This window comes from Brevibacterium sp. UMB1308A (assembly GCF_030230605.1).
GTDB lineage: Bacteria > Actinomycetota > Actinomycetes > Actinomycetales > Brevibacteriaceae > Brevibacterium.
Genome location: NZ_JASPDO010000021.1, coordinates 33304 through 50145, shown reverse-complemented (window position 1 = coordinate 50145; position 16842 = coordinate 33304). Strand labels below are relative to the sequence as shown.

Below are 16842 nucleotides of genomic sequence, written 5' to 3'. Positions count from 1 at the left end.
TTCTGAGCAGGACCATGACGAACCCCGACACGATTAGCAGCAGCACCGTAGCTAAAACCCTGCTCAAACAAGGCCACCAGCTCTTCACGCTGACTCTCACTCAAAGTACTATCTGCACGCAAAGAAATACTCCTCACTAGTAGACAACTGATCCTCCTCAGTCCAACTAATGGGGAGCACTCCAGAGCACCTGAAGTCTGGTGACTTCTTCCAGACCGAAGAACACCCAGAAATCGTGTTCAAATCCACCAATGTGGAAGACTTCGACGGCTCAGACTTCACGCTCAAGGGCGAGGTCACCTTGCTTGGCGTGACAAAGGAAGTCGTTTTTGACGCTGAATTCCTGGGTGCAAACGAAGACCCCAACGGCAACCAGATCACCGGTGTATCAGCAACCGCGAAGATCAACCGCAAGGACTTTGGCATGAGCTTCAGCGCCACCATGCCAGGCGGCGACCTGCTGGTCGCAGACAAGGTCAACCTGGAAATTGACGTAGAGCTCGTCAAGGCCTGAGTCAATCACGGCATAGCCCAACCAAGGCGCACAGTCAGTGCCATGTAGGTGGGTTGTAGCGGCCGGTCACTCGCAGTGACGCCGCTCCGACCCACTTTTTGTGGCTAATACGTTTCGATGGGGAACGTGTACAGCGATTCAAATGCTGGTGCGCTCCCGTTGGTGGTCACGTAGTGGGACATGATCTGGTAGCACGTGGCCATGGAAACAACTAAACGTTCAGGGCTGTCGCCAAAGCCGGTGAGCTGGTGAGGCATGGCTGCTTCAGCCATGAATCCACTGTCCTGGCGCTTGCATTGCGTGAAGCGCGATGGGTCTTGAACGTTCTCAACGGTCAGGAATGCGTCGCGCTGCAGACCCTGAATTAAGTCCATGATCTGTGACGCGCTTTTGAGCTGGTAGAAGTTTTGTGTGTCGAACGTGTACATCCACTTGTTCTCAAGCGGTTGCTCTTCCGACGCCTCAAAGCTGTGAAACATGGGTGTGGATTGGTGAGCTGGATGATTCTGTGCTGCCATGATGTCCTTAACCCCGAGCAGCAACAAAAGTGCTGATCAGCTCATCAATTGCAGAGTCTGGAGTGTCCCACGCGGTCATGAGGCGAATCCCGTTTTCCACAAACGGCCACGCATAAAAAATCACACCCTGCGCCAGCACGCGCTCCACCACCTCAGGCTCAACACTTGCGATCACCGCGTTCGCTTGCGTCTTCACCGGCACATCAAAACCAGCCTCTAAGAGCCCCGTGGCCAACTTCGCTGCCTGCGCGTTCGCGTGCTTGGCGTTGCGCAACCACAAGTCCCCATCGAACAGCGCCAGCAACTGCGCTGAAATGAAGCGCGCCTTCGACGGCAACTGCAACAACGACTTATTCAAATACTGAATGCCGGAAACCGCCTCGGGATTGCGCACCACAACCGCTTCTGCACCCAAGGCGCCATTCTTGGTCGCACCCAACGAGATCACGTCCGCGCCGCGAGTCAGCTCCTCCAGCCCCGCCCCCGTTGCGGCCGCCGCGCACGCAAGCCGTGCGCCGTCAAGGTGGACAGACAAGCCCGAGGTGTGGGCCACCTCGGCGATGGCCCGGAACTCCTCCACCTGGTAGACGGTGCCCAATTCAGTGGAGTTGGACACGCTGACCGAGGTGGTTTGGGCCTCGTGCACGAAATCGCGGCTGGACAGGGTGCTGGTGACGGCCTCGGGGGTGAGCTTGCCGTCAACGGCGGGTGCCGGCTTGACCTTGAGGCCGGCAGAAGACTCAGGGGCCGCGGTTTCATCGGTGTTGATGTGTGCCGACGGTGCCGCGATCACATGCCCCCACCTGGGGTTGAGCGCGGCAAGCGAAACGACGTTGGCGCCCGTGCCGTTGAACACGGGGAAGATGAGGGCATTTGGCCCAAAGGTCTCGCGGGTCCACTCACGCAAACGCTCCGTGTACGGGTCCTCACCGTACCCAGGCACGTGCCCGCCCGAGGCGACACTCAAAGCCTCGAGCACCTCGGGGTGGGCTCCCGCGTAGTTATCCGACCCAAAATGAACGAGTTCGCTGTTGTGCAGTTGTTTCACGGTTTCCTCCTGGGTGGGTCAGTGTTGGCGGGTTAGTACGGGCGCGACGTTACTAGTGCAGGCGCAAAATTACAGTAGCGATCGTGAAGTAAATGATGAGGCCTGTTGCGTCACAAAATGTCGAAATGAACGGGTTGGAGAAAACGGCCGGGTCGGCGCCAACTTTTTTCGCCAGGATGGGCATGAGCCCGCCCACGGACGCGGCCATCGTGCAGATACACAGCAGGGTGAGCCCAATGACGGAACCCAGCTGGAACCCGTAAATGGCGCCAGAAATCAGGAACCCCAGACTTCCCAGCACCAGTCCCAGAGAGGCACCCACGCGGACCTCGCGCCACATCACCATCATCAGGTCACGCACACGCACCTCGCCAACGGCCAACGCGCGCGTCACCGTGGTTGCTGCCTGGTTGCCAGCGTTCCCACCAGTACCCGTGAGCAGCGGGATGAACAGTGCCAGGGCCACCACTTGAGCCAGGCGGTCCTCATAGAGGTCAAGCACCTGCACGGTCAGGACGGCTGAGACAGCTAGCACCAACAGCCACACAATGCGGCTCTTGACGATCTGCATGATGGTCGAGGACATGTAGGACCGGTCCAGAGGTTCCGAACCAGATCCGCGGGCGGCGTCCTCGGCGTCTTCCTCGTCAATAATGTCAAGAACGTCATCCATGGTCAGGATGCCCAAAAGGCGGTTCTCAGCGTCAACCACAGGCATTGCAATAAGCCGCTGATCCAAGAAGCTACGCGCCGCATCTTCACGGTCAGTCATGGCCTCAACGGACGACGGTTCACGCATCAGCTCAGTGACAGGTGTATCAGGTGAAGCCCCCACCAACGTACGCAAGGACACAACGCCAGCTAGGGTGCGACCTCGGGCGAGGACGGGCAGGAGGTACACGGTTTCCGGTTCATAAATGCGTTCCCGCACGACCTCTAAGGCGCGGCGGGCGTCCCAGTCGTCGTGGAGCGACAGGACCTCAGGTGACATGTAACGGCCGATCGCCTCACGCGGGTAGCCCAACACGATCGACGTTTTGGTGCGTTCGTCGTGTGACAGCCCCTTCATCATGGACTTCACGACGATTGCGGGGAGTTCGCCAAAGAGTTCGGCGCGGTCGTCGGGGTCCAGACCTTCGATGATTTCGGCGACATCGGGGCCGCGGAGCGCCTGGATTAAGTCAGCCTGGTAGCTGGGCGGGAGGTTTTCGAAGACGGCAAGGGCTTCATCTTTTTTAAGCACCCGGAACAGTACGGCCGACTGCACGATGGGTCGGTTGCTGACCAGGCGCGTCAGTTCGTGGGTGGGAATCTGTTTAGCAAGACTATTAATGACATCGAGGTGCGCTGAGTCAAGATGCGAGCTTGCGAGCTCGTCTTCGAGCTGTTCAATTGCAGCGTGCATATCCACTGTCATGCCTGCTCCTCCCACTGGACCACATTCATCTTATGTGCCTGTTGAGAGGGCGGGGGTGGGCGTCCGCGACGATTTTGTGTAGGGCATTAGGATGAAACGGCGCAAAACGAGCAAGACGGCGCGTTAAATTGCGTAGTCTTGCTCGTTTGGGGCTGTGTTTTGGCCTTAGCCTGCGGACCAGCCTGCGTCACATGGAATGATTGCGCCACTGACGTTAGAAGCCGCGTCTGACAGGAGGAACACTGCCAGGGCCGAAATTTCACTTGGCTGGGCCATGCGGGTTGCCGTCTGGTGCAGTGGCCCCATCACGGCGAGACCCGCCTGGTTGAGCTTGGTGTAGTCCGTTTCGATGATGTTGGTTTCCACACCGCCGGGCATGATCGCGTTGACGCGCACGTTCTGACGCGCGTACTGGAACGCCGTGGACTTGGTGAGCCCCACGAGCGCGTGTTTCGACGATGTGTACGCGGCTCCGGCAGCGCCTCCGCGCAGGCCGGCTTCGGAGCCCATATTCACGATCGAACCTTTACCAGCCTCCAGCAGGTGTGGAAGAACCGCGCGGGTCAACATGAACGGTGCAGTCACGTTGACGCGCATGCACAGTTCCCACGTGGCGTCGGTGGTTTCTGCGGCACCTGCGAAGTCGTCCATGACTCCGGCGTTGTTGACCAGTCCCAGCAGTGGGCCCGCCGAGGTGGCAGCAGCTACCAGCTGGTCGACGACCTCCTGCGAGGAGACGTCACCAGCGACGGCGGTTGCTTGCCCGGAGGCTTGCTGAATGAGTTCGACAGTTTCGTTAGCGGTGTCTTGGTTGAGGTCTGAAACGATGACGTGGGCGCCAGCTGCGGCGGCTTCTTGGGCGATTGCTCGCCCGATTCCGGAACCAGCGCCAGTGATGATGATTGAACGGTTGGACAGGGTTGTCATGGCTACTCCTATATACAGTCCAATGCCAGTTCTGACGCTACCATCGCGGCTGGGTTTTTGGGGGTGGTGCGTGGGCGAAACGGCGCAAAACGAGCGATACTGCGCAATATAATGCGTAGTTTCGCTCGCTTTGCGCCATCTGGGCAACTACTCAGAGAAAAGTCTTTCGCCACTCCACCACATTTGCGGAGTTGAGGGGTAGCCTGGGAGAACTGAACGATAACCGAACGTTCGAGCAAACGATTTAATGGCGAATCAACGACATACGGGAGGCTTATCCCCACAGGTAGGACTGCTGGTCAAACCGCTGGTAGGACCTACTCATGAGCGGTGCTCAACGGGGTGAGTGACCCAGTTAGGATGCACTGTGAACCACGCTCCAAACATGCCGCGCGACCCACAACAGGTCCCAATTGATCACGCCAACAGTGAATTGAGCGAACCCACAAACACAGACCTGGATGCACTCGCGAACAAAGCCGTTGACCGGGTGCGACGCTGGTTGCGACTGTCCACAGCGAAACCAGCCAAGTCCGGCTGGCTCGCACCCAAGTCCACGAACGCGGCAAACTCTGGCTCACCTCGGTGGTCTTCACCTCAGAACGCAAGCACTCAAGCGCTCAAACAAGAACAACGCCTGGCCGCCGTGCTGTCTGACCCCAACGGGCTGCCATTCACCAGCGGTTTTGTGGACCGAGTCATCCGAATCGAAGACACCAAAGCCGCCGCGCGCGCACTCACGGAAGTGGCCCGCCTGACCCCAGAGAGCATGTCACTTGCGGATCGCGCGCAGATCCAGGCAGGTGCTGCGCTCGCCACCGCGATGCCCGACCTTGTCATCCCCGCAGCCCGCGCCCGGCTACGCAACATGGTGGGGCACATGGTGGTGGATGCTCGCCCGGAGCAGTTCGGCAAAACCGTGGCCACCCTGAAACGTGGCGGCCACAGGCTCAACATCAACCTGCTGGGTGAAGCTGTCTTGGGTGAAGAAGAGGCCGACAACCACTTGGAACAGACCCACGATCTGCTGGCCCGCGACGATGTTGACTACGTGTCCATTAAGGTGTCGTCCGTGGCCAGCCGCATCAACATGTGGTCCTATGACGAAACGGTCACCTACGTTGTGGACCGGTTGCGCCCGCTGTACCGGCAGGCAATGGAGCAGGCGGGGAGTGAGGAAGAAGCGGCCCGGGGCGCTAAGTTCATCAACCTCGATATGGAGGAGTACAACGACCTCAACCTCACGATTGACGTGTTCATGCGCCTGCTGTCGGAAGAAGAGTTCCACCAGTTGTCAGCCGGGATCGTCATTCAGGCGTATCTCCCGGACGCCCTGCCCGCGATCCAGCGCTTGAGCGAGTTTGCGCGCTCGCGTGTTGAGGCTGGTGGCGCGGAAATCAAAGTGCGACTGGTGAAGGGCGCGAACCTCGCCATGGAGCGGGTTCATGCAGAACTCGCCAACTGGCCACTCACCGTCAACCCCACCAAGCAGGCCACCGACGCCAACTACAAACGCATCCTCCACTGGACGCTCACCCCGGAAAACACTGCCGGACTGCGCTTAGGGGTCGCCGGCCACAACCTGTTCGACATCGCGTTCGCCCATGAGCTCAGCGTGGCTTGCGGGCTCACGGACCGCGTTGAGTTTGAGATGTTGCAGGGGATGGCTACCAAGCAGGCCGAGGTGATCTCGGCTGACGTGGGTGACCTGCTGCTGTACGTGCCGGCAGTCCATCCCGATCAGTTCGACGCCGCCGTGAGCTACCTGGTGCGCAGGCTTGAAGAAAACACTTCGCCACAGAACTTCATGGCCTCAATTTTCGAGATCGCCAACGGCAGCCCAGCCTTCCAGAAGGAAGAGGAGAGGTTCCGCGCGTCTGTGAACGACCTCGGCGAGTTGTTGGCTGCAGGCGAGCCGCCCACTCCCAACCGGAAGCAGGACCGGGGGAAGGAAGCCAAGGCTGGGAGAGGCGCGGCTGGGAGCCCCGCCAGCTTCCGTAACGAACCCGATACCGACATTTCCCTGCCCGCCAACCAGGCGTGGGTCCGGGAGTTCATGGAAAAGTCGAGCGCGCCAGGCTGGCTGGAAGACCAGCCACAAGCCGAACCCTTTATCTCGGTTGAGGACGTCAACAGGTGCGTTGAAACCGCCCGTGACCAGCACGAATGGCGTTCCCTGAGTGCTGCGGAACGGCTGGAAGTCTTGGACCGAGCGGCAGACATCTTCGCCGCCAAACGTGGGCAGTTCTTAAGCGTCATGGCGCATGAGGCGGGCAAGACCTTGGCGCAGTCGGACCCCGAGGTCTCCGAAGCAATCGACTTCATCCGCTACTACGCGCGGCAGGCGTGCGAACTCGAACGCATCCAGGAACGCGACGGCGTCCACTTTGAACCGGACCGCGTGGTCATCGTTACCCCGCCGTGGAACTTCCCGGTGGCGATCCCCACGGGAGGTGCGGTGGCAGCGTTGGCGGTGGGCGCCTCGGCGATCCTCAAACCGGCCGGGGCGGTCGCGCGGTGCGGCGCCCTCATTGCCGAATGTCTGTGGGAGGCCGGGGTGCCCAAGTCCGCGCTTCAGCTGGCGCCGTCGCTGGAAGGCGACCTGGGGCGGGCGCTGATTGGGCACAAGGCGGTCGACCGGGTGATCCTCACGGGTGCCTCGGAAACGGCGGAACTGTTTAAGTCGTTCCGCTCCGGCTTGCAGGTCAACGCGGAAACCAGTGGGAAGAACGCGATCGTCATTACCCCGTCTGCGGACCGTGACCTGGCCGTGGCCGACCTGGTATATTCCGCGTTTGGGCACGCCGGGCAGAAGTGTTCAGCGTCCTCGTTGGGGATCATGGTGGGCTCGGTATATGAGTCCGAACGCTACCGGAAGCAACTGGTTGACGCCGCGCAGTCGCTGGTGGTGGACGTGCCCACGAACCTGCGTGCGGAGATGGGGCCGCTGACGGTAGATGCGTCGGAAAAACTCCTGCGCGCACTCACCCAGCTGGAGGAGGGTGAAGAGTGGTTGGTTGAGCCACGGCAGCTGGATGACTCCGGGCGCTTGTGGTCGCCGGGGGTGAAGACCGGTGTGAAGCCGGGGTCGTTCTTCCACCTCACCGAATGCTTTGGTCCGGTGCTGGGGCTCATGCGTGCCGATTCGCTGGACCACGCGATCGAGCTCCAGAACGCCGTGGACTACGGGCTCACGGCAGGGATTCACTCCCTGGATACCGCCGAGGTCGAAACGTGGCTGGACCGTGTGGACGCGGGCAACCTGTACGTCAACCGGTCAATCACGGGCGCCATTGTGGAACGGCAACCCTTTGGCGGGTGGAAGAAATCCACGGTGGGGCTTGGTTCCAAGGCTGGTGGCCCGAACTACCTCATGATGCTAGGCGCGTGGACAGACGGGGCGGCGGCGACCTCGGCGTGGGTGGATCGGGCGCTGGAAAGCGACCGGGAGGCGTGGGACACCCAGTTTGGCGTGGCACACGACCCCAACGGTTTTGAGTCCGAGGCGAACATTCTGCGGTACCGGCCCTGCCCAGTGGTCCTGCGCGTGGGTGCGGGGGCTGGGACTCCTGGAGCTGCCGGGGCTGCAGGGGCCGCAGGGGAAACCGCTGAGGTGACGGCCGGCTTGGAGGCGCAGATGCGCCGGTGTGCGCTCGCGGCTGCGCGAGTGGGTGCGCCCATTGAATGGTCAGTGGATGAGGACGTGTTCCCGCAGGTCAAGGGTGTCATTGAGGAACTTCGCGCGGGCGTGGATGACGGTGTGATGGCGCCCGAGGTGGACGTCAGTGACGCTGCCACGTTCGCCGCGCGCCTGGATGCCGTGAGTGACCCGATGGGTGTGCGCGTGCGGATGATCGGTGACGTGCCGCAGGAACTGGTTGAGGCGGCGGCGCGTCACATCAACGTCACGCTGATCGCCGAGCCGGTGACCGTGAGCGGCCGGGTTGAGCAGCGGTACTACGTGCGCGAGCAGGCCGTGTCGATGACCATGCACCGGTTTGGAAACGCGGACCGCGACTTCCAGGAGCTAGCCAAGCGGCTGAGGTAGAGGCGTTGGTCGCCCCGCTAGTTTTCGTCGTCTGCTTGGTTCTGGGTTTCCGTGACTGCGGCGAGGCGGTTGTTGCCGTCGGCCTTGGTCAGGGCGTCACTTACCGCGATGAGGCGACGGTCACGGGCCGTTTTTGACTCTTGTGTTGCCGTGGTGCCGTAGGACTCTTCGACGGCTTCGACGACGGGGGTGTAGGAGTCGTCGCCAAACGTGGTGGCTTCGGTGTCGAAGGAGTCAAAGGTGGACAAGACGTGTTCTACCAGGCCGCGGAATCCGTGATCCGAGCCCTGGTGGAATGCCTCGAATGGGCCTACGGACGCCCAGCGCACACCCACTGAGTTGCGCACTGCGGTGTCCAGTTGGGCTGGGTTCACGATTCCCTGTTTGACCAGGTAGGACGCTTCTTTCATGATTGCCCACTGCAGGCGGTTGATGACGAATCCGGGGATTTCGCGGTTGAGCCGGACCGGCACTTTGCCCAGTTGTGTGTAGAAGTCGGTGACGGTGTTGAGTACGTCTTCCGAGGTGTGGTCGTTGGGCACGATTTCGACCAGGGGTAGGAGCTCTGGCGGGTTGAAGGGGTGGGCGATGAGGATGCGGGCGGCCACGTCGGCAGGTAGGTCCTGTGCCACAACGGATGAAGGGATGCCCGAGGACGAAGAAGCGAAGATCGTGGTGTCTTTAGCTGCCTGCGTCATGGTTGCGTACAGGTCCTTTTTGATCTGTTCGCGTTCGGGGCCGGATTCTTGTACGAGGTCGGCGTCTTTAACGGCTTCCTCGAGGGGCGCGGTTGTGAGTTGCGCGTCGTCGGGGAGGTCTGCGTTGATGTTGGTGATGACCTGGTCGAGGTCCTCACGAACGTCAGAGACCGTGACTTCAAGCCCGTTCTTGGCGAATAGACGTGCCCACGATTGACCGATGACTCCGAAACCTACAACAGCGATTTTCTTCACAACAACTCCTTTTGGATGGGGGCGGGCCGAACCAGTCTGTATGAACGCTTTTGTACAACCGGGCTATAGAACTCCGAGATTATGCGACCCGCTATGTGGGCGGTACTTCCACTTTACGCCTTGAGATGTGCGGAAGAGGCTTGTCTCATTGCTTAATCTGCGAAGGCGACTTGAACGAAGACCTACACTGCGGGGGCACTCGCGGCTAGGGCAATCGCGTCGGTTGCTTTTAATAGCTGTTCTTCGCTTAGAACTCCCACGGTTAGGCGAATGAACGGTTGCTTATGACTAATTCGAGTGAGTTCTGAAGTTGTTACTGCATATCCATGGGTTGCCAGTACAAGCTGTGATCGTGCGTCACTCAGGACGGGAACAGACATCACTAAACCGTCGTGAGATAGAGGAGAGACTCCTCTTTCAGTGAGTGCGCGAGCCAGTAGTGTCCTGCGCCGTCCATACGTTTCACGCGCTACAGAAACCGTACGTATTGACTCTTTATCGGCGATCAGATGCGCCAGACTATTCTGTAGGATTCGACTCACCCAGCCAGCTCCAAATTTCAATGTCTCGCGCGCTAACTCAATGGGGCGGGGGTTGGCACTACCCATGACGCCAATCCGCAGATCAGGTCCGTAAGCCTTTGAAAAGCTTCGGATAAGGACCGTTTGCTGAGGGAGGAAGGTCCCTAAGCTCAGTAGCGGTTTTTCGGAAATGTCACCGGCCCCGTCGTCCTCAATGACTATGGCTTCATGCTTTCTGAGTATAGGAACGAGTTCCTCGCGACGATTGTTCGTAATCGAAACGCCTAGAAGAGAACTGCACCGAGGTTCGTAGATGAATCCAGCCACTCCACCATTTAGCGCTTGTTCAAGAGAAGAAGGTGAAGGTCCGTGTTTGTCTGTCTCCACAGGTACTGGTCGTAGCCCACAGCGGTCTAGAATGTCGAGAATTCGTGGTGGCGCTGGGTCCGCCACAGCATACTTTTCACCAGGCGACGAAATGCCTTGTAAAAGCAGGTGAAGTCCTTCGAAACCGCCACTCACCGCAAGCCATTGCTGTGCTTTGAAAGGCCAGTGTGGGGCGATAGCTCTTTGAAGAGCTGGGGTAATGGCTTGTCGCGTATAACTGTGGAGTTCAGGATCAATATTTAAAGCGTATGAAAACGCTTGACGTAAATCAGGCAAAAGGTGTGGGTCGGGGCTTGCATAAGTCATGTCAACCGCGCCGTCTGGAAGATAGTTCGATAAGAAGTCAAACCTGCGTGGGCCGATCCGGGGAGCCGCGGAGGATACCCAGGACCCCTGTCTCCCGGTTCCATCGATGTAACCCCGCGAGCGCAGATTTTTCCAGGCTGCCGATACGGTCGCACTACTTACGTGCAACTCACGCGCCAAGTCACGTACTTTCGGGAGGCGCGTGCCCGTGGTGATTTTTCCACTGCGGATAAGTTTCACGACAGTTGCCGAAATGCCACTAGCAGATGCTTCCACGAGTGAATTGGCAATTTCGATAGCTGTGATGTCGTCTTGTTCTTGCATCCAATGCACTCCTTTGTTCAGAAACAATATTAATCATTGTTTTTCTGACGTGCTGAACTTAATGTTGTCCCAATCACGTTTATGCGCGAGCGCTCGATGAAAGGAGCGATGGTTGAGTTTGGTAACGGTTGGTACTCGTCAATGGGACCACGTTTTTCCGATCGCGCTGGGCGATGTGCGACCGACTATGGGGCACGCAGTGAACCTGGCCAGGTTGGAGCAAACTCCAAACTTGTGGACTGACTCGCAGTTTGATGCTGGCGAGACTTCGTTGAGCAAGTATGTGCGCCGCAGAGCTGAAGGCGATGACAGCATAGTTGGATTGCCAATCTTTGTGATGCGCGGATTCCGCCACAGGTGCATGATCGTGAGTTCAGCGTCGGACTTATACAGTCTGCGTGATTTAGAAGGTGCACGCATCGGTGTCACCGGCTGGCCAGACTCAGGAAACACATGGACGCGCGCGCTTCTCACGGAAGCAAACGTGGACCTTGCTGAAATTCGATGGACTGTTGGCAGGCTGACAGCTGATCACCCAATTGTCGACCGCTTCGATGGTGTGGTGCCAGACGCACGTTTCTCTGTGGTCTCGGATGAAAAACCTATGGTGGATGCATTAGCCGATGGCGAACTCGATGCAGTTTTCACCCCGTTCTTGCCACCCAACTTTTCTTCGCCAAATAGTCAAATGCGTTTGCTTTTTAACGATGTTGTTGAAGCAGAAAAGCAGTTCCTCGAAGAGAAGCAGTACATTCCCGGAATACATATCCTCGGAGTTCGCGCGCAACTGCTGAAGACTTCACCGGATGTGCCTCGTGAACTCGGCCGGATGTTCAGCGAGTCAGCACAAATAGCGTCAAAGCGTCATCGCAAACTCCAAGATGTTACACCGTGGCTTAACCAGGCAATTGATCTCTTCGACGGCACTGGCATTTCGGATGCTAGCCCAATAGGGCTGAAGGCAAATGAGCGCATGTTGGCTGACTTCATCTGTCATATGCAGGAACAGGGATTAGTCGGGCAAGTTCCGTCTCTATCCGAACTTTTTCCGTTTGCACTAGATGGGGAGTGTGGAGATTAATGACGTCACGGAATAACGAAGTATTGCGTGCTGCTGTTGGGCAGTTTCCAGTAGTGGAGGACTGGGAAACCAATGCTTCAGTAGCTGGCCGACTTATTGATGAAGCTGAAAGCAACGGTGTTCAACTTCTCGTCTTGCCTGAAGGTATTATGACGAGATTCATTGATCGAAAAGAAAAAATTCGAGAAGCAGCACAACCACTTGAAGGTCCCTTCGTCGCTGCGATGCGTGATCACAGCCGTAACAAGCGTGTGACAGTTGTCTTTGGTGTGCATGAACGTTCAGATGAAGAACGACCTTTCAACACCCTGGTGGTTCTCCGTGACGGGCAGATAATCGACGTCTACCGGAAACTACACCTGTACGACGCTTTTGGGGCAGTTGAGTCTGACAACGTCCAGCCAGGTGATCAACTTGCACCAATTATCACGGTGGACGGCTTCTCGGTTGGGCTGATGACATGCTACGACGTTCGTTTTCCAGAGCAGGCTCGAGACCTAGCAGATCGTGGCGCAGAGGTTATCGCTCTACCCGCCGCCTGGGCAGTTGGACGAACCAAAGAATTTCAGTGGGCGACCCTTGTGTCAGCCAGAGCACTCGACGCAACAGTTTTTGTTGTGGCCTCAGACGAATCAGGTCCTTCCTGTGTCGGAAATTCGAAGATCGTCGACCCCTTAGGTTCGTCACTCGCTGCATGCACAGAGGTAACGAGTCTTGCCGTAGCAGATCTTCGCAAACAGCATCTGCAAGACGTCCGCACCAAGCTTCCTGTGCTTGAACACCGACGCTTTTCTTTACGTTTCACACCTATTAAAAACAATTGCCGTAACTAGGCAACCAGGGAAGGGAGCAAGCCGTGACTACAAACACGAAGCCACGTAAATCGATCTGGAAGGCACTCTCGGTAGTTGCCGCACTAGCTGTAGTAGCTGGCTGCACAGTCGATGAATCAAAGGTGAATTCGTCTGATACGGACAAGAACACGGGTGGTGAAATTCAGAAGCAAGAAGTGAACGAAGAGCTTCGCAATCAGCTTCCTGAGGATATCTTGGAGGCGGGTTCGATTACGTCAGTGAATACCGGGTCATTCCCGCCCTACACAATTGTGGATGGCGAAAACAAGGTAACCGGGGCAAGTGCTGACTTGGCAGAGGCTTTGGGTCAAATGCTCGATGTGCAGATCAAGCACAAAACGATTGACGGGCTAGCGAGCGTACTTACAGGTATGGAGGCTGGCCGTTACGATCTGAGTATCGGTCCAACCGGCGATTTCCCGGAGCGTCAAGAGCAAGCAACGTTTATCGACTGGGTTCAGGAGTATGTGGTTTTTGCGGTTCCAAAAGGTAATCCGCATGAAATCGACGGTCTAGACACTACTTGTGGCACCAAGGTCGCTGTGCAGGCTGGCGGATCGGCAGAAGCCGTGATCAAAGAGCAGGCGTCGAAGTGTGAGAGTGACGGAAAGGAAAAACTCGAAGTTCAGTCCTACAAGGACCAGCCGAGCGCTATTCTTTCCGTGCAGTCCGGTCGCGCAGATGCTTTCTTTTCATCACGCGCACCACTCACTTACTTCGTCAATGAGTCGGACGGAAAGCTCGAACTTGTAGGAACAGAGTCCCAAAACGGCTTTGATGACCTATACCAAGGCATCATGGTTCCGAAAGATTCTGAGCTCACTGACGTCATCTTGGAGTGTCTTAAAGAACTTCACGAAAACGGCACGTATGACGCAATCATGGACAAGTGGGATCTCGACGGAAACAAGCTCGACACTCCCGGCATTAACTTGGCGAAGTGATGATGACTGACAAGTCGACGACCCTGGACATCAGTAACGCTCGAAAAAAGCAACATCCTTGGCAGATTGTTGGGGCTCTCGTTGCATTGATTCTCGCGGCTCAAGTTGTATACCTACTGTTTACAACCCCAAATTTCGGTTGGGATATTGTCGCGTTGTACCTCTTCGAGAAGTCGATCATGCGCGGTCTGGGAGTGACGTTACTTCTGACCGTAATTGCGATGACTATAGGTATCCTGCTTGGAATTCTTCTTGCTCTTTGCAGAATGTCCAATAATCCGGTGCTGAAGCCACTCGCTGCTTTTTACATTTGGTTCTTTCGCGGGACTCCAACGCTGATTCAGTTGATCTTTTTCTACAACCTTTCGGCGCTCTTCCCCGTTCTTGCTATTGGTGTGCCTTTTGGGGGTCCAACATTTGTCGAAGCTCCTACCAATAGAATTGTCACGGCGTTTCTAGCTGCAATTCTTTGCTTGGGGTTGAATGAAGCTGCTCTGATGGCTGAGATTATTCGCGGTGGGTTGCTGTCGGTTAAGAAGGGCCAACGTGAGGCTGCCGCTGCTTTAGGGATGTCGCCGTTCAGGAGCTTTAGGCGGATCATATTGCCCCAAGCGATGCGGTTCATTATTCCACCTACAGGCAATCAAGTGATTTCTATGGTGAAGAGTACGGCACTAGTGAGCGTCATTGCTCTTGCAGACCTGCTGTATTCGGCGCAAGCAATTTACAACCGCACGTTCCAGACAATTCCGTTACTTATTGTGGCGTGTATTTGGTACTTAGTGGTGACGTCTATTTTGAACGTTGGTCAACACTACATTGAGCGCCACTATGGTAAATCGGATCTGCCGAAGTCCGCGTCAGGCTGGCAATCTTCATTCGGTCGTATCTTTAGTAGGAACAAGGAGAAAACGGTCGATGCCTAACAGCATGAAATCACGTGAAGCTACCCGCTCTGGCGATGGTTCCCCTGTTCTTGCTGCCATTAATGTGCAGAAGAGTTTTGGTGATGCAACAGTTCTCAAGGGGATTGACCTTGAAGTGGCTGAAGGTGAGTCCGTAGTCATACTTGGCCCTTCTGGGTCAGGTAAGTCTACGTTTCTCCGTTGCATAAATCTTCTCGAGCAACCAGACGGGGGAAGAATCCTTGTCAATGGTGAAGACGTCGGTTATACGGTCAAAAACGGTCGTCTTCACGAACTTTCGCCACGTGAACTAGCCCGGCGACGTGCCCGTATTGGCATGGTGTTTCAACAGTTCAATCTGTTCTCGCACATGACAGTCGCTCAAAACATTACTGAGGGCCCTGTGGGTGTACTAGGGCAGAAGCGAAGTAGCGCAAACAAGCGGGCTTCAGAACTTCTTGAAATGGTGGGCTTAGCAGGGCGTGAGGATGCTTACCCTGAGCAACTTTCTGGTGGTCAACAACAGCGTGTAGCCATTGCAAGAGCTTTAGCAATGGATCCTGCTCTCGTGTTGTTCGATGAGCCGACGTCTGCGCTTGACCCCGAGCTAGTCGGCGAGGTGCTAAGCACGATGCGCGCTCTGGCAGAGGGTGGCCTAACGATGGTAGTTGTGACTCACGAAATAGCGTTCGCGCGTGAAGCAGCTGACCGCGTGGTCTTTATCGACGGTGGCGTAATCGTTGAGCAAGGACCCCCAGAGGAAGTTATTGACAATCCGCAACATGCACGGACAAGAGAGTTCCTGAAGCGGTTCTTATAACGGGAACATCTGAGCAATAGTGAAGGGCGCCATGGTAAACACCATGGCGCCCTTTAGCGTGTTTACCTACCGCACGCATCGCCTCGCCAGGGATACTCCCAATCTACGTCCTGAAACGTGTAAGCGAAGGGCGCAGAAATTTCATGGTATTGTAGGTGAGCCTTACCTAAATAAGAAAGGCCAACCTTAACTAAATACTTGCTGTTGCGAGTCCCCGGACTCGTACACTCACAATCACGAGTTCGGATCTCAATGTTTCTAGCGTCACTTTTAATTGGGCTGCGCGAAGGCCTCGAAGCCTCGCTCATTATCGGCATCCTGATTGCATACCTTGGCAAACTCGGCCGCCGCGAAACCATCCGCCACATGTGGAGCGGAGTGGCCATTGCTGTCGTACTCACCGCAGTAATAGGCGCAGTCAGCACGTTTGGGCACTCTCGCTTGTCATTTAAGACCCAGGAAATCATCGGCGGATCAATGTCGATCCTGGCAGTCATCATGATCACCGGAATGATCTTCTGGATGATGAGCGCAGGCAAGAAAATGAGGGCCGCACTCGAAGGTGACATCGAAAAGGCACGCGCTCGTCGCATGAGCGTAGGCTTCGCAGTCTTCGCTGTTGCATTCGTTTCCGTAGCCCGCGAAGGAATCGAAACCACCATCATTTTGTGGGGGTGGGTCAACAACCCACTGGCTATCATTGGAGCGTTCGTTGGAGTCACTCTTGCGGTCGTGCTCGGTTGGGCACTCTTCAAAGGACTCATTCGATTCAACCTGAGTACCTTCTTCACGTGGTCCGGAGCGGCCCTCATCGTGGTCGCCGGCGGAGTGCTGGCATACGGCATCCATGACCTGCAAGAAGCCGCAGTGCTCCCCGGGCCATTTTCAGGAGCGCCCATCACCCCCACACACCCACGCACCGGCGAAGTTCTCACCGGATTCTTCACCTACCCGTTCTGGGGAGCCGCCTTTCCGTTCGGTTGGGCATTCAACGTCTCCGATGTGATCGACCCGTCCGGCGTGCTCGCCACCTTCCTCAAAGGAACAGTCGGTTTCGTTCCGCAAATGTCTTGGCTCGAAGTGCTCGCATGGTTCGTCTACATGGCCCTTGTGATTCCCAGATTTATTCGACGAGCCCGCGAAAACAAGCACACCACCTCGGCGAAGGTGGCAACCGCCAGTGCGCATGAGGATCCACACACGCGTCCGGTGGCGGACACCTCGGGCACCAACCCTCAACCAGCCCCCACCCCCTAAATGGGCGCACCATCCACA

At 56.9% G+C, this 16842-nt stretch carries 14 protein-coding genes; 8 read left to right on the top strand and 6 right to left on the bottom strand.

Annotated elements, in window-relative coordinates; translation table 11 throughout:
• Window positions 1-169 precede the first annotated feature (169 nt).
• Window positions 170-514 carry a YceI family protein gene (locus QP868_RS09415; RefSeq protein ID WP_284926309.1) on the top strand — a complete coding sequence of 115 codons (345 nt, stop codon included), beginning with the start codon at window positions 170-172 and terminating at the stop codon, window positions 512-514.
• Window positions 515-618: 104 nt separating this feature from the next.
• Here the strand turns inward: QP868_RS09415 and QP868_RS09410 are convergent, their stop codons facing one another.
• From QP868_RS09410 to QP868_RS09395, 4 genes are all read right to left on the bottom strand, one after another.
• Window positions 619-1032: a hypothetical protein gene (locus QP868_RS09410; protein ID WP_284926308.1), complete on the bottom strand. Its 414-nt coding sequence runs from the start codon at window positions 1030-1032 to the stop codon at window positions 619-621.
• 7 nt (window positions 1033-1039) lie between these two features.
• Window positions 1040-2080: a threonine aldolase family protein gene (locus QP868_RS09405; protein ID WP_284926307.1), complete on the bottom strand. Its 1041-nt coding sequence runs from the start codon at window positions 2078-2080 to the stop codon at window positions 1040-1042.
• Window positions 2081-2132: 52 nt separating this feature from the next.
• On the bottom strand, window positions 2133-3497 hold the full coding sequence (mgtE, locus tag QP868_RS09400) for a magnesium transporter (protein ID WP_284926306.1): 1365 nt from the start codon (window positions 3495-3497) through the stop codon (window positions 2133-2135).
• A gap of 165 nt (window positions 3498-3662) precedes the next feature.
• Window positions 3663-4424 (bottom strand): SDR family NAD(P)-dependent oxidoreductase, encoded by a 762-nt coding sequence (locus tag QP868_RS09395; protein WP_284926305.1) that lies wholly within the window; start codon window positions 4422-4424, stop codon window positions 3663-3665.
• Between the two features lie 385 nt (window positions 4425-4809).
• Between QP868_RS09395 and QP868_RS09390 the strand changes: the two genes are divergently transcribed.
• Window positions 4810-8472, top strand: coding sequence for a bifunctional proline dehydrogenase/L-glutamate gamma-semialdehyde dehydrogenase (locus QP868_RS09390; protein ID WP_284926304.1), 3663 nt, complete (start codon window positions 4810-4812; stop codon window positions 8470-8472).
• Between the two features lie 17 nt (window positions 8473-8489).
• Here the strand turns inward: QP868_RS09390 and QP868_RS09385 are convergent, their stop codons facing one another.
• Window positions 8490-9425 carry a 3-hydroxyacyl-CoA dehydrogenase NAD-binding domain-containing protein gene (locus QP868_RS09385; RefSeq protein ID WP_284926303.1) on the bottom strand — a complete coding sequence of 312 codons (936 nt, stop codon included), beginning with the start codon at window positions 9423-9425 and terminating at the stop codon, window positions 8490-8492.
• A gap of 182 nt (window positions 9426-9607) precedes the next feature.
• Window positions 9608-10990, bottom strand: a complete 1383-nt coding sequence (locus QP868_RS09380) for an aminotransferase-like domain-containing protein (RefSeq protein WP_284926302.1) — start codon at window positions 10988-10990, stop codon at window positions 9608-9610.
• Window positions 10991-11195: 205 nt separating this feature from the next.
• Between QP868_RS09380 and QP868_RS09375 the strand changes: the two genes are divergently transcribed.
• The 6 genes from QP868_RS09375 to efeU all read left to right on the top strand — a co-directional run bounded on the left by QP868_RS09375 (window position 11196) and on the right by efeU (window position 16824).
• Window positions 11196-12044 (top strand): substrate-binding domain-containing protein, encoded by an 849-nt coding sequence (locus tag QP868_RS09375; protein ID WP_284926301.1) that lies wholly within the window; start codon window positions 11196-11198, stop codon window positions 12042-12044.
• Complete coding sequence (locus tag QP868_RS09370; protein WP_284926300.1) at window positions 12044-12877, top strand: nitrilase-related carbon-nitrogen hydrolase; 834 nt, start codon at window positions 12044-12046, stop codon at window positions 12875-12877. Before QP868_RS09375 ends, QP868_RS09370 begins: the two co-directional genes overlap by 1 nt.
• Before the next feature lie 23 nt (window positions 12878-12900).
• A complete protein-coding gene (locus QP868_RS09365; RefSeq protein ID WP_284926299.1) occupies window positions 12901-13842 on the top strand; it encodes an ABC transporter substrate-binding protein in 942 nt (313 codons plus the stop codon).
• Window positions 13842-14768, top strand: a complete 927-nt coding sequence (locus tag QP868_RS09360; protein WP_284926310.1) for an amino acid ABC transporter permease — start codon at window positions 13842-13844, stop codon at window positions 14766-14768. Before QP868_RS09365 ends, QP868_RS09360 begins: the two co-directional genes overlap by 1 nt.
• A complete protein-coding gene (locus QP868_RS09355; protein ID WP_284926298.1) occupies window positions 14761-15567 on the top strand; it encodes an amino acid ABC transporter ATP-binding protein in 807 nt (268 codons plus the stop codon). Before QP868_RS09360 ends, QP868_RS09355 begins: the two co-directional genes overlap by 8 nt.
• Before the next feature lie 252 nt (window positions 15568-15819).
• Complete coding sequence (gene efeU, locus QP868_RS09350; protein ID WP_284926297.1) at window positions 15820-16824, top strand: iron uptake transporter permease EfeU; 1005 nt, start codon at window positions 15820-15822, stop codon at window positions 16822-16824.
• The last annotated feature ends 18 nt before the right edge of the window (window positions 16825-16842 follow it).

Bases quoted from the DNA above. Each gene is read 5' to 3' on its own strand.
- QP868_RS09415 (WP_284926309.1), top strand. From the start codon at position 170: ATGGGGAGCACTCCAGAGCACCTGAAGTCTGGTGACTTCTTCCAGACC.
- QP868_RS09410 (WP_284926308.1), bottom strand. From the start codon at position 1,032: ATGGCAGCACAGAATCATCCAGCTCACCAATCCACACCCATGTTTCAC.
- mgtE (WP_284926306.1), bottom strand. From the start codon at position 3,497: ATGACAGTGGATATGCACGCTGCAATTGAACAGCTCGAAGACGAGCTC.
- QP868_RS09395 (WP_284926305.1), bottom strand. From the start codon at position 4,424: ATGACAACCCTGTCCAACCGTTCAATCATCATCACTGGCGCTGGTTCC.
- QP868_RS09390 (WP_284926304.1), top strand. From the start codon at position 4,810: ATGCCGCGCGACCCACAACAGGTCCCAATTGATCACGCCAACAGTGAA.
- QP868_RS09370 (WP_284926300.1), top strand. From the start codon at position 12,044: ATGACGTCACGGAATAACGAAGTATTGCGTGCTGCTGTTGGGCAGTTT.
- QP868_RS09360 (WP_284926310.1), top strand. From the start codon at position 13,842: ATGATGACTGACAAGTCGACGACCCTGGACATCAGTAACGCTCGAAAA.
- QP868_RS09355 (WP_284926298.1), top strand. From the start codon at position 14,761: ATGCCTAACAGCATGAAATCACGTGAAGCTACCCGCTCTGGCGATGGT.
- efeU (WP_284926297.1), top strand. From the start codon at position 15,820: ATGTTTCTAGCGTCACTTTTAATTGGGCTGCGCGAAGGCCTCGAAGCC.